The following is a 12,471-nucleotide window of genomic DNA, read 5'->3' on the forward strand; positions in this document are numbered from 1 at the left end:
CTCAGCCCTGTAAGGCCGCCCGAATCTGATCTCCCATGGCAGCCAGCTCCGCTGCCGGCGTATCCGTAGCATGGGCAAAATTCAGGTCCGGAATAGCGTTCATGGGAATCAAATGGACATGGGTATGGGGAACTTCCAGTCCGGCAACCATAATCCCGACCCGTTTGCATCCGGTGACTTTTTCCAGCGCCGGAACCACGCGTTTGGCAAACGGTAATAGTCCGGCGAGGGTCTGATCATCCAGGGTGAAAATATAATCATGCTCCTTTTTGGGAATAACCAGGGTATGTCCGAGACGGACTGGGCGGATATCCAGAAAAGCCAGATAATGTTCGTCTTCCAGCAGCTTCTGGGCAGGGATCTCGCCGGCGATAATACGGGTAAATAAAGTGGTCATGCTTCCTCCTTCAATTGTGCCAAAACCAATTCTGCAGCATCCAGGGTGGCCTTGATTTCAGCATCACCATGCGCCGCAGAAACAAACCCGGCTTCGTAGGCACTGGGTGCCAGATAGACGCCTTGCGCCAAAAGCCCATGAAAAAAACGCGCATAGCGCTGGCTGTCGGCACGCATGACCGCATCAAACCCGCGTACAGGTTCGTCGCTGAAAAACCAGCCAAACATGGCCGGAACCTGATTAATCTGTAACGGAACAGAGGCAGCCTTGGCGCGCTCCGCCAGTCCGTCACATAATTTTCGGGTTTGCACGGCCAGTTTGTCATGAAATCCCGGCTCGCTCAGCAACTGCAAAGTCTTTAGGCCCGCCGCCATCGCCACCGGATTCCCCGACAGGGTCCCCGCCTGATAAACAGGGCCGTTAGGGGCCAGATATTCCATGATTTCCCTGGAACCGCCCAGTGCCCCCACCGGCAATCCGCCGCCGATGATTTTCCCGAAAGTCGTCAAATCCGGGCGCACCCCATAAAGGCTCTGGGCACCTCCCAACGCCACCCGGAAACCGGTCATGACTTCATCAAATATCAGGATCGTTTCATACTGGTCACAAAGCGCTCGTAAGCCTTCCAGAAAACCCGGTTCGGGAGGCACACAACCCATGTTGCCCGCTACCGGCTCGACAATGATGGTGGCCACATCAAAACCATATTGCTGCATCATTTGCTCTACAGCAGACAAATCGTTGTAAGGCAGGACCAGGGTATCCTGACTGACTTCCCGGGGGATCCCGGCACTAGAGGGCTGCCCCAAGGTCAGGGCGCCGGAACCGGCCTTGACCAACAAACTGTCACTATGGCCGTGGTAATTCCCCTCAAACTTGATGATTTTATCCCGGCCGGTATAACCCCGGGCGAGGCGAATAGCCGACATCACAGCTTCGGTGCCACTGGAGGTCATGCGCAGCAACTCAATACCCGGAACCAGACGGCAAACCATTTCGGCCATGTCCACTTCAATAGCGGTGGGGGCACCAAAACCCAAACCCTTGTCCACCTGGGCATGAACGGCGGCCCGGACCTCAGGATGATTATGACCGAGAATCATCGGCCCCCACGAACCTACGTAATCTATATAGCGTTTGCCTTCCACATCCCAAAAATACGCGCCTTCGGAATGGTCCATAAAGATGGGATCTCCGCCCACACCACGAAAAGCCCGTACCGGAGAATTCACACCGCCGGGAATACACTGCCGGGCTGCCTTGAATAAATCGTGAGAAGTCTGGGTCATCATTACTCCTTGGGAATATTCCTGGGATGATCAAATAATACCGCAAAGCGCCGGGCGGCCGCTTCTATCTGTTCCGAGGCAAACACCCCGGAAATCACTGCCAGGGCATCCGCACCTGCAGCAATCAGCGCTCCGCCATTATCCTCGGTAATGCCGCCAATGGCGACCAGTGGAATATTCAGTTCCGCTCGGGCCTTTCGCAAAACCTGCAGATCTACGCGAGGGGCCTGCGGCTTGCTCGGCGAGGCAAAAAAAGCACCAAAAGCCACATAATCCGCCCCTGCCTTCACAGCTTCCCGGGCTTTATCCAGCGAAGCATAGCAGGATACGCCAATGCACAGATCACGACCAAAGGCCTGGCGTAACTCGGCCAAAGGCGCATCTTCCGCGCCGACATGCAGAGCCGGAGCCTGAACCGCTCTCACCAGATCGGGGTCATCATTCACCACAAACAGCGCACCATACTGGGTGCAAAGTTCACGCAAGGCACCCGCCTGCCGTCGTCGCCGCGCATGTTCCTGCCAAGGGTCGCCCTTATCCCGATACTGCAGGATCCTTGCCCCACCCCGTAAAGCGGCTTCGGCTTTGTCCAGGAAAACCGCTTCCGGCATCCAGTGCGGATCGGTAATAGCATATAAACCGGCAATGGCTTTGCGTGTTTTTACAGGCATTTCATGAACTGCTTTCAGGATGATAAAAACGGTTGGGGAAAAACTGGCCACTCCCCAGAGGATAGGCATGCAGCAGCGCGTCATGGGTGAAAGCAAGCGCCGCTTCTATGGCCTGCATCATCTCCTGGCCCTTGGCCAGACCCGCAGCAACCGCTGAAGCCAGGGTACAGCCTGAACCATGATATTGATGCGGGAGGCGTTCCTGAATAACAGTCTGCCGCAAAATGCCCCCCTGAAAAACCAGGTTTTCCAGCTTCGGACCTTCGCCATGCCCCCCGGACAATAAAACCCATTGGGCACCCTGCGCATTGAGCAGGACGGCGGCAGCCCGCACGTCTGCTGCACCCGTCAAAGCCAGCGCCTCAGGACCGTTGGGCGTGATAATGCTGACCTTTGGCAAAAGTTCGCTGCGCATCGCCTCCAGCAATCCTGATCCCGCCAGGGAAGTCCCTCCACCAGCGGCCAGAATCGGGTCCAGCACCACAGGAATCTGCGGGTAAGCATCCAGGAGTCCGGCCAAGGCTCTGACCATCTCAGCGGAGCCCAACATCCCGATCTTGATCACCCGTACAGGAATATCATCCAGAATGACCCGGGCCTGCTGCAGGCATTCCGCCGGGTTCACCAGACTAAAACGCCGAACATTGACTGAGTCCTGAATGGTCAGCGCAGTAATGGCAGTGCAGGCGTGGACACCAAGACGGGCACAAGTTAACAGATCAGCCTGTATGCCTGCGCCAGCACTGGGGTCGGAACCGGCAATACTGAGCACAACGGGAGGTATTTCAGCGCGTTCGGGCATTAATATATTGTGCATGGACAAACCTCAAATCCGGCAGGAAAATTGCTTTCACTTGCCACGCAAATCCTATCCTAACGACATCATTCATGGAGGAAAACCACATGCGGCAATTGCCGGAGTTGAGTCTAGCAGAAAAACTGGTCCATACGGGATTTATTTTCCTGGTGGGGTTGGGCCTTTTGGTCGCAGAAGCCTATGTATACGTTACAGTAGGTGGTAATAATGGCCTTACAGTACATGCTGTTGCCGAACATTATTATGGCAATCGCAGTTCCAGCACGCTGCAAACCGTCCTGCCGCGCATGATGGGTTACGCAGGGATGTCAGCAGCTGATAAACCGAAAATGGTTGCCGCCGTCAATCACTGGATTGCTTCGGGCGAAACCGAGGCGGATTACAATCAGGCCATCAAACCCTTGATCGCCGGAAACTGTTTGAAGTGTCACAGTGTTGCCATGACCAAGGTCCTCCATAACCCGCCTTTGGTTACTTACGGTGACGTCAAAACCGTGGCCAAGGTCGATACGGGCATGAGCCTCAGTACCATGCTGCTGAACGGTATGATTCACCTGACCATGCTCGGCGTAATTTTTTGGGTGGCTGGCTGGATATTCAGCAAATCGCGCTTCCCCAACAGCATCAAATATCCATTAATTGTAATTCCTTTTATTGCCATGCTCGTGGATTTCAGTGGCTGGTTCCTGACCCATCAGAATCCGGCTTTCGTCTGGCTGGTACTGATTGGTGGAGCACTGTCCTGTCCAATTGCCTTGCTGGAAATGCTCCTGAGCCTGATCCAGATGTGGTTTGTGAAGCCGCGACTTCAAGCTGCCTGATCAAATTGTATCCCCCAGAAAGGTCAGCCCCCGCATGGGGGCTTTTTCGTCAGATTGTGCTGTATTTTCTGTGGATAACTTTGTGGATATAAAACATAGAGTCCCGAATTTTCAGGCCTGTTACATTTTTGAAACGGTTTTTCTCCCTTTTTAAATTTATTTTTACATTAAAAACAATATATTAAAAAACATACCGAAAGCATATTAAGAACAAAGCGCCATAAGCTCCTTATAAACACTTTGTGGAAAACTTATTCATCCCGCTGCGGTTTCAGAGTGCCCGCACAGAACTCAAACGCCTTTCGGAGAGCCGCTTTTCCGAGCCTTCCCTGCAACCCGGGCAAACAGGCGGTCATAAAAAGCAATGGGTAAGTGCCGCAAAATCATTCCCACTATCCCCATCTGCCAGGGCACAACCAGCCAGGCCTGACCACGGTCGATGGCCCTGCGCATTCTCTGCGCCGCCTTCTCCGGAGCCATCAGCCAGGGCATGGGATAGTGATTGGCTGCCGTCATCGGGGTGGCAATATAACCTGGAGCGATACAACAGACGCGGATACCCTGAATCCTCAATTCCAGTCGCAGACTTTCCAGATAGGCAATCACCCCCGCCTTGGAGGCACAATAGGCAGCTGCTCCAGGCAGGCCGCGAAACCCGGCGACACTGGCAATTCCGGCAATGCGCCCACCCTGCGCCATATAAGGCAGAAAGGCCGTACAGGTGTTATCCATCCCGAGCAAATTGGTGGTGATGATTTCGGCAAAAACCGGACGATCATTCAGCTCTCTGGCCAGAGTCCCATGACTGATTCCTGCATTGGCAATCAACACCTTGATTTCACCAAATTCATCCGAAAAATTTAACGCGGCCAGATCCAGACTTGTCACATCACCCACATCAACTTTCAGCACCCGCACAATAGCCCCTCGGGACCGCGCCAGAGTCGCCGTAGCTTCGAGGTTCTGCAGACTGCGCCCCAGGAGTAACAGCGGCCGGTCCGGTTCCGCATAAGCCAGTGCCAAGGCCTGTCCGATCCCACTGCCCGCTCCGGTAATTACGACAGATCCCTTCGCCATAAAAATTCTTCCTTTGTAAGATCAGCGAGATACCACAGTTAATGACTTATCCTGTTTCATATGTAAATCGGATCATGAATTATTATTAAAAATATCATAAAAAATTATTTTTATCGCTGTTAATTAATTATATCTTTATAAATCATATAAAACAGAATAAACAAATAAATCATTTAAAAAACATGATGATAAACTATTAATATTGAGCTTTACAGGGATAGATAAAAAAATTTAGCAATGTTCAGTTAACAAATCCCGGCTGGCCAGATTATATACTGGCGCAGATCGTGTCACTTGGCTATACTGCAGCGACTGATTGTCGTGTCCAAACATCACGATTTTACCGCCCAGCACTCGACCAGGTTACGTATGAGCCGTGATTCAAACTTATCCGCGCTGCACAACGGAGATGCCCTTTGGGAAGCGCTCTGCATACAGCTGCAGGAACAGACAACACCTCAGCAGTTCAATACCTGGCTTCGCCCTTTGCGTGGCGAGCTGCATGGTAACGAATTTCATCTGTTTGCCCCCAACCCTTTTGTCATGCAGTGGGTCAGGGAACGGCTGATGGATTTGCTGGAAGCGGTTCTCGCCGAGCTGGCTCCAGGAATGCTGCTCCGCTTCAATCTGGATACGACAGCGGCGGCTCCTGCACCGGAGCCCCAAAGCAGCGCTGCGCCCAGCCCGGTCAGTACAGATCCGCGTAACGGCAATCGCCTCAATCCCGGCTTTTCCTTTCAATCCTACGTTGAGGGCAAGTCCAACCAGCTCGCCGTAGCAGCAGCGCGACAAGTTTCCGAGCATCCGGGTAAATCCTACAATCCCCTGTACATATATGGGGGAGTCGGTCTGGGTAAAACCCATCTCATGCAAGCCGTTGGCAATGCCATCCTCCAGCGCAACGCAGACGCCAAGGTGCTTTATGTCAGCGCCGAAGGTTTCATCATGGACATGGTGCGTTCTCTGCAACATAACACCATCAACGATTTCAAGCAGCGTTATCGCAAACTCGATGCCCTACTTATTGATGATATTCAGTTTTTTGCTGGCAAGGATCGCACCCAGGAAGAATTTTTTCATACCTTCAACGCCCTGTTTGATGGTGGCCGACAAATCATCATTACCTGTGATCGCTACCCCAAGGAAGTCGAACATCTCGAAGAAAGACTCCAGTCGCGTTTCGGTTGGGGTCTCACCGTCGCCATTCAGCCTCATGATCTGGAAACCCGTATGGCGATTGTTCTATGCAAGGCTGAAGAAATTGGCATAGAACTGCCCGAAGAAGTAGCTTTTTTCATTGCCGAAAAAATCCGCTCCCATGTTCGTGAACTGGAAGGGGCGTTAAGGCGGGTCGTCGCCCACGTTAACTTTACCCATAAGCCGTACAATCTGGATACTGCCCGGGAAGCCCTGCGGGATCTCATTGACGTCCAGAAACGCATGGTCAGCCTGGAAAATATCCAGAAAGTAGTTGCCGAATATTTTCATATACGTGGCTCTGACATGCAGTCCAAGCGGCGGAGTCGTAATATTGCCCGCCCCCGCCAAGTCGCCATGTCGCTCACCAAGGAACTCACCAATCACAGCCTGCCGGAAATCGGTGAGGCCTTTGGTGGTCGCGATCACACCACCGTACTGCATGCCTGCCGACAAATTGAAAAACTTCGTCAGGAAGACTCTCAACTCAATGAAGATTATAACAATTTGCTGCGGATACTGGGCGCATGACCGGATTAGGGAACAAGCTGTGGAAAAGCCCATGGAAAAGTACGGTGCTGAGCATGTATGAAAACTACCGCTCATTTTTATCCCCGATCATACCTGCTTATCCACAGCTTGCCGGCGCTTTGTCTAATGCAATAAAAATATGCCTAACAAGGGCTTATATCGGTTTCCCACAGGCCTTCAGGCCCTTAATAATAATAGTAGTTAAAAAGAAGAATATAATTTATTTAGTTAACACCATAAGGAGCATTTCCTGATGAAACTCACCATGGATCGTGAAGACATACTGCCCATTTTGGCGAATATGGCGAATATTGCCGATCGCAGACCCATCCAACCCATTCTTGCCCATGTACTGATCGAAGCTGCCGGACAACATTGCCGTTTCATCGCCACAGATCAGGAAGTACAGCTCAGTGTGGACAAGGATCATCCGGTAGATACTCCCGGAAGCTGCGCGGTTCCTGCCCGTAAACTTTATGATATTTGCCGGGCCTTACCCGAACACACCCCTCTGGAGTTTCACAAGGATGGCGAAAAACTGTTACTGAAAGCAGTTAAAAGCCGCTTTACCCTGCATGTACTCCCCGCTGAACAATTTCCTTATCTCAATATTCACAGCAGTCGCTGCCAGGGTGATTGCGAAGCCACTTTATTTCGGGAAGCACTGGCCGTAACCGCCAACACCATGGCGCAAAATGACGCCCGCATCTTTCTGAATGGGGTGCTTCTCGAAGTACAAGGTCAGGAAATGCGCCTGGTAGCCACGGATGGTCATCGCCTTTCCATGATGACTTTGCCATTTGCCAATAGTCTGGAAGAAGAAAGTTTCCAGTGCATTCTTCCCCGCAAGGCCGTCATGGAATTACTGCGCATTGTCAACGGTGGAAATATTCATCTCTCGCTTTCTGATACCAGTTTTGTACTGGATGATGGTGATCAACAATTTGCCTGTAAACTGATTGATGCCAAGTATCCTGATTATCGGCGGGTTATTCCTCAGGGACATCCTTTTTCCGCAATGCTTGATCGCCAAAACTTCAAAAGCGCCCTGCAACAAAGTGAAGTACTGGTCAGTGATCGTAATCCCACCACCCAGGTCCATCTGGGCAAAAATCTGATGACCTTGAGCAGTCGTAACGAAGAACAGGAAGAAGGAGAAATCGAACTTTCTATAGAATATCAAAATGATGAAATGAACATTGCCTTCAACAGTCGCTATCTCACCGATAGCATCCAGATTTTTTCTCAGGAAAATATTCGCATGCGCATCAAGGACGGCAACAGTGCAGCCGTTTTCACACCGCCGGACTCAGATAATCCGGTTTACATTTTGATGCCGGTGCGGCTCTGATCCAGTCCTGAAAAACCCTGCCTGATGACCCTGGAGACTCTGCAAATTCAGTCGTTGCGTTGTATTCAGAATTTACAACTTTCTACCCATGCCCGGTGGAACTGGTTGATTGGTGCGAACGGCGCAGGAAAAAGTACGGTCCTTGAAGCCCTCCACATTCTGGGTACCGGACAAACCTGGCGGCATGGACCACGCCACGTTCTGCGCGAAGGTGATGCGGAATACCTGCTCACTGCGCGGATGTCTGATCATTTCCTGGCTTTGCGCAGACGTGGCGAAGTGCGGGAAATACGTTATGATGGGGAGTCTGTCCATTCAGCCTGGGAATTGCTGGATATCCTGCCCTTGCAAAGTCTACATGATGATAACAGTCATTTTGTTGCCGGCACGGCGGATGATCGGAGACGGATCATGGATTGGGGAATTTATTATGTGGATCCATACTACGGCACGGTTTTTCGGGAGTATCGTCGAGCCCTGGCACAGCGTAATGCCTGGCTGAAAAAACCCCAAGGCAAAAGTCCCTGGGATTCGGCATTGGCTATGGCCGGAGAAGGTATTCAGCAACGCCGTCAGGATTATCTGACACGCATAGAACCTTATCTGCAGAAACTTTGGACCAGTTGGTCCGGCGCTACTGAGATATTGGGTTTGCATCTGCAGAGCGGCTGGAAAGAAGGATTGGCCTTGCAGGAAAGTTTGCAGCGCGATCTGGGACAGGATCGGGAAATGGGATATACCCATAGTGGACCACACCGGGCCAATCTGGTTTTTCGGGTTCGCCAGAAAATGGCCCTGGATATTCTTTCCCGTGGGCAGTTGCGCATATTGGGTCTTGCCTATCGCATTGCGCAGTTGCTCCTGCTCAGGGAAGCCGGTTTTGCTTTGCCGACCCTATTGATTGATGATTTTGCGGCCGAACTGGATGAATCCGCCAGAAACTGGTGGGTTGAACAACTGAATGTACTGAATGTACAGGTTTTTGCTGCGGTGACTGCAGCCGGACAAATACCGGCAGGTGTTCAAGGCAGTCATTTTTATCTGGCCCAGGGCCAGCTTGAAAAGGAAATAGTAATATGACGCAAAAGTACGATTCTTCCAGTATCCAGGTGTTGAAAGGGCTGGAAGCGGTACGAAAACGCCCGGGCATGTACATTGGCGACACCGATGATGGCAGTGGCTTGCATCATATGGTTTTTGAAGTGGTAGATAATGCCATTGATGAAGCGCTGGGTGGGCATTGCGATACTATTGTGGTCACCATTCATGACGATGATTCGGTCAGTGTCAGTGATAACGGACGGGGTATTCCGGTAGATGTTCATGCCGAAGAAGGTCGTTCCGCCGCTGAAGTCATCATGACCATCCTGCATGCGGGTGGCAAGTTTGACGATAACTCCTACAAAGTCTCGGGTGGATTGCACGGTGTCGGCGTTTCTGTAGTAAATGCCCTGTCCATTTCCCTGCAACTGCGCATTTACCGGGATGGATTTGTCTGGACCCAGTCCTATGCGGATGGCGCCCCTCTGGCGCCTATTGCCCGGGGCGAAGCATCCACCCGGCATGGTACCATCATCCGTTTCAAACCTTCTCCGGAGGTTTTTGCCGATACCCAGTTCCATTTTGAAATTCTCGCCAAGCGCCTGCGCGAACTGGCTTTTCTGAATTCCGGAGTACACATCACGCTCCTGGATGAACGTGTGAACCGGGAAGAAATTTTCCATTACCACGGCGGCATTCGCGCCTTTGTGGAACATCTCAATCGCAGTAAAACCGCCATTCATCCGCATGTAATCAGCCTTGCCGGCGAACGCGACGGGATTGTTGTAGAAGCAGCGCTACAGTGGAATGAGGGCTACAACGAAACGGTGCTGTGCTACACCAACAACATTCCCCAGAACGACGGCGGAACCCATCTGGCTGGATTTCGTGCCGCCCTGACCCGTACCCTCAATCAGTATATGGAAAGAGAAGGAACCCTGGCCAAAGCCAAGGTTTCCGTCACTGGTGACGATGCCCGCGAAGGATTGACGGCGGTACTTTCCGTAAAAGTGCCAGATCCCAAGTTCTCTTCACAAACCAAGGACAAACTGGTTTCCAGTGAAGTGAAACCGGTGGTCGAATCTTCCATGGCCGAGGCCCTCACCATTTTTCTGGATGAACACCCCAAGGAAGCCCAGGCTATTGCTGCGAAAATCGTCGACGCCGCCCGGGCCCGGGAAGCCGCCCGCAAGGCGCGTGAATTGACGCGCCGCAAAGGGGCTCTGGATATTGCCAACCTTCCGGGTAAACTGGCCGATTGTCAGGAAAAAGACCCCAGTCTTTGCGAAATTTATCTGGTGGAAGGAGATTCGGCAGGGGGTTCTGCAAAACAGGGCCGGGATCGTCGTCATCAGGCCATTTTGCCGCTCAAAGGAAAAATTCTGAACGTCGAACGGGCACGTTTCGACAAAATGCTGTCTTCGGATGAAATCGGCACCCTCATTACCGCGCTGGGCACCGGTATCGGCAAGGAAGATTTTAATCTGGCCAAGTTACGTTACCACCGCGTCATCATCATGACCGATGCGGATGTGGATGGTAGTCATATTCGTACCCTGTTGCTGACATTTTTTTACCGGCAGATGCCGGATCTGGTGGATCGTGGTCATGTATATATTGCCCAGCCCCCTTTATACAAGGTTAAAAAAGGTAAAGACGAACGCTATATCAAAGATGATACGGAACTGGCAGCTTATCTGCGTGAAATCGCCATGCATGGTGCTGAATTTCATCTTTCTGCAAATAGTGAAGCCGTCAGTGTGGATCAGCTTGCTGGCATGATGCGGCAATACCAGAATATTGAAGCCCTGGTGCAGCGTCTGGAAAGGCGTTATCCCGCCACCCTGCTCTGGGCGCTGGCAACCTTGCCGCCCATTGCTGCAGAAACCGCCCGTAATGATGACTGGGACCAGTTTGCGGAAGGACTACGAACGGCCCTGAGCGCAACCGCTTTACCCGCAGAACACTATCAAGTCGAGAAAATCGGCGAAGCGGACGGATTACGCCTGGTGGTCCGGCGTGAACATCATGGCAGTCAGGAACTCCGCTTTTTTGACCAGGACTTTTTCGCGGGCGGTGAATACCGGCATCTGGCTGAATATGCCAAAAATATTGAAGGCAGCATGCATCCCGGCGCCGTGATCAAGAGGGGCGAGAAAAATCGCGTGGTTCAGCGTTTCCGGGAGGCGATGGACTGGCTTTTGGCAGATGCCCGCAAGGGCGTGGAAATTCAGCGCTACAAAGGTCTTGGTGAGATGAATCCGGAGCAACTCTGGGAAACCACCATGAATGCGGAAAACCGCAGACTGGTTCGGGTTGATGTGGAAGATGCCATTGCCGCAGATGAAGTATTTTCCATGTTGATGGGGGACGCTGTAGAACCGCGCCGGCGTTTTATAGAAGAAAACGCCCGCTTTGTATCGCGACTGGATATTTAGCCGGTAAACCGGCTTCAGGCGGCGACGTCCTGATCAAAACGCAATGTGATGGGCCAGTGGATAATTTCCATCCGGCCATCCATGTGTTCTACCAGCGCCGTACAGCTTTCCACCCAATCGCCATCATTATAGTAAAGTATGCCCTCAATGCTTTTTTGTTCAGCATGATGAATATGGCCACAAATAACCCCGGCATAACCCCGGCGGGCGGTTTCTTCGGCAAGCAGATGTTCGTAGTCGTTGATAAATTGCACGGCCTTTTTGACCCGGTACTTGATGTAGGCACTCAGGGACCAGTGCCGGCGCAGGCCCAGACGACGGAAGGCGGATTGCAGCAGGCGATTGAGCCAGAGCAACAGGATATAACCATGATCACCGAGATGAATCAGCCAGGTAGCATAACGCATGGCCGCATCAAATTGATCCCCATGAATCACCCAGAGTTTTTTTCCATCGGCGGTTTCATGAACGGTCTCACTGAGAATGGCAATATCGCCCAGGGAAATGCTCTCATCATCCTGACCCTGAACATAATCAGAGAGCAGCTCATAGACGGGGTCATGATTTCCGCGAATATAGCGGACCACGACACCCGAACGCGCCAGACGCAGGATTTTCTGGACGACAGTATTGTGGCTGCGCGGCCAGTACCAGCGTATTTTGAGTCGCCATAAATCAATGATGTCGCCGACCAGATATAATTGCTGGCAGGAATTGTGGCGCAGGAAGTCGAGCAGACTTTCTGCCTGACAGCCTCGGGTCCCGAGGTGGACATCGGACAGGAAAATACTGCGGTAATGAGGCATAGTTTCGTCCTGAAAACGTGACATACGTCTATAAT

The 12,471-nt window shown here is 52.0% G+C and carries 11 protein-coding genes; 5 read left to right on the forward strand and 6 right to left on the reverse strand.

All coding sequences use genetic code 11. The features are described from left to right. Position 1: 1 nt before the first annotated feature. The 4 genes from H7F08_RS05025 to thiD are packed head-to-tail and all read right to left on the reverse strand — an operon-like array spanning position 2 to position 3,174. Positions 2-397 (reverse strand): HIT family protein, encoded by a 396-nt coding sequence (locus tag H7F08_RS05025; protein ID WP_193640013.1) that lies wholly within the window; start codon positions 395-397, stop codon positions 2-4. Further along, positions 394-1,686, reverse strand: a complete 1,293-nt coding sequence (hemL, locus tag H7F08_RS05030; RefSeq protein ID WP_075323512.1) for a glutamate-1-semialdehyde 2,1-aminomutase — start codon at positions 1,684-1,686, stop codon at positions 394-396. The genes H7F08_RS05025 and hemL overlap by 4 nt, the downstream gene beginning before the upstream one ends. Positions 1,687-1,688: 2 nt before the next feature. Beyond that, positions 1,689-2,357, reverse strand: coding sequence for a thiamine phosphate synthase (gene thiE / locus H7F08_RS05035; RefSeq protein ID WP_193640014.1), 669 nt, complete (start codon positions 2,355-2,357; stop codon positions 1,689-1,691). Between the two features lies 1 nt (position 2,358). After that, positions 2,359-3,174, reverse strand: coding sequence for a bifunctional hydroxymethylpyrimidine kinase/phosphomethylpyrimidine kinase (thiD, locus tag H7F08_RS05040; protein WP_193640015.1), 816 nt, complete (start codon positions 3,172-3,174; stop codon positions 2,359-2,361). 86 nt (positions 3,175-3,260) lie between these two features. Here thiD and H7F08_RS05045 point away from each other — a divergent pair, with 86 nt between their 5' ends. Beyond that, a complete protein-coding gene (locus H7F08_RS05045; RefSeq protein ID WP_193640016.1) occupies positions 3,261-3,995 on the forward strand; it encodes a hypothetical protein in 735 nt (244 codons plus the stop codon). 291 nt (positions 3,996-4,286) lie between these two features. On the opposite strand, the gene H7F08_RS05050 is transcribed toward H7F08_RS05045, so the two are convergent. After that, complete coding sequence (locus H7F08_RS05050) at positions 4,287-5,072, reverse strand: SDR family oxidoreductase (RefSeq protein ID WP_031572681.1); 786 nt, start codon at positions 5,070-5,072, stop codon at positions 4,287-4,289. A 294-nt stretch (positions 5,073-5,366) separates the two neighbouring features. On the opposite strand from H7F08_RS05050, the gene dnaA reads away from it, so the two are divergent. The 4 genes from dnaA to gyrB all read left to right on the forward strand — a co-directional run bounded on the left by dnaA (position 5,367) and on the right by gyrB (position 11,630). Next, on the forward strand, positions 5,367-6,800 hold the full coding sequence (gene dnaA / locus H7F08_RS05055) for a chromosomal replication initiator protein DnaA (protein ID WP_226831360.1): 1,434 nt from the start codon (positions 5,367-5,369) through the stop codon (positions 6,798-6,800). A 253-nt stretch (positions 6,801-7,053) separates the two neighbouring features. After that, positions 7,054-8,151 (forward strand): DNA polymerase III subunit beta, encoded by a 1,098-nt coding sequence (gene dnaN, locus H7F08_RS05060; RefSeq protein ID WP_024894343.1) that lies wholly within the window; start codon positions 7,054-7,056, stop codon positions 8,149-8,151. Positions 8,152-8,175: 24 nt separating this feature from the next. Further along, positions 8,176-9,231 (forward strand): DNA replication/repair protein RecF, encoded by a 1,056-nt coding sequence (gene recF / locus H7F08_RS05065; RefSeq protein WP_024894344.1) that lies wholly within the window; start codon positions 8,176-8,178, stop codon positions 9,229-9,231. Beyond that, positions 9,228-11,630 (forward strand): DNA topoisomerase (ATP-hydrolyzing) subunit B, encoded by a 2,403-nt coding sequence (gyrB, locus tag H7F08_RS05070; RefSeq protein ID WP_010640934.1) that lies wholly within the window; start codon positions 9,228-9,230, stop codon positions 11,628-11,630. The genes recF and gyrB overlap by 4 nt, the downstream gene beginning before the upstream one ends. A 14-nt stretch (positions 11,631-11,644) precedes the next feature. Here the strand turns inward: gyrB and H7F08_RS05075 are convergent, their stop codons facing one another. Next, the gene (locus H7F08_RS05075; protein ID WP_226831356.1) at positions 11,645-12,436 is read right to left on the reverse strand and encodes a UDP-2,3-diacylglucosamine diphosphatase; all 792 of its coding nucleotides are present in this window, start codon (positions 12,434-12,436) and stop codon (positions 11,645-11,647) included. Between the last annotated feature and the right edge of the window lie 35 nt (positions 12,437-12,471).

It is taken from the genome of Acidithiobacillus sp. HP-11, from assembly GCF_015100075.1.
Taxonomy (GTDB): domain Bacteria; phylum Pseudomonadota; class Gammaproteobacteria; order Acidithiobacillales; family Acidithiobacillaceae; genus Acidithiobacillus; species Acidithiobacillus thiooxidans.

Coding starts and splice junctions, on each gene's coding strand:
- H7F08_RS05025 (WP_193640013.1), bottom strand. CDS start 397: ATGACCACTTTATTTACCCGTATTATCGCCGGCGAGATCCCTGCCCAG.
- hemL (WP_075323512.1), bottom strand. CDS start 1,686: ATGACCCAGACTTCTCACGATTTATTCAAGGCAGCCCGGCAGTGTATT.
- thiE (WP_193640014.1), bottom strand. CDS start 2,357: ATGCCTGTAAAAACACGCAAAGCCATTGCCGGTTTATATGCTATTACC.
- thiD (WP_193640015.1), bottom strand. CDS start 3,174: ATGCACAATATATTAATGCCCGAACGCGCTGAAATACCTCCCGTTGTG.
- H7F08_RS05045 (WP_193640016.1), top strand. CDS start 3,261: ATGCGGCAATTGCCGGAGTTGAGTCTAGCAGAAAAACTGGTCCATACG.
- H7F08_RS05050 (WP_031572681.1), bottom strand. CDS start 5,072: ATGGCGAAGGGATCTGTCGTAATTACCGGAGCGGGCAGTGGGATCGGA.
- dnaN (WP_024894343.1), top strand. CDS start 7,054: ATGAAACTCACCATGGATCGTGAAGACATACTGCCCATTTTGGCGAAT.
- recF (WP_024894344.1), top strand. CDS start 8,176: ATGACCCTGGAGACTCTGCAAATTCAGTCGTTGCGTTGTATTCAGAAT.
- gyrB (WP_010640934.1), top strand. CDS start 9,228: ATGACGCAAAAGTACGATTCTTCCAGTATCCAGGTGTTGAAAGGGCTG.
- H7F08_RS05075 (WP_226831356.1), bottom strand. CDS start 12,436: ATGCCTCATTACCGCAGTATTTTCCTGTCCGATGTCCACCTCGGGACC.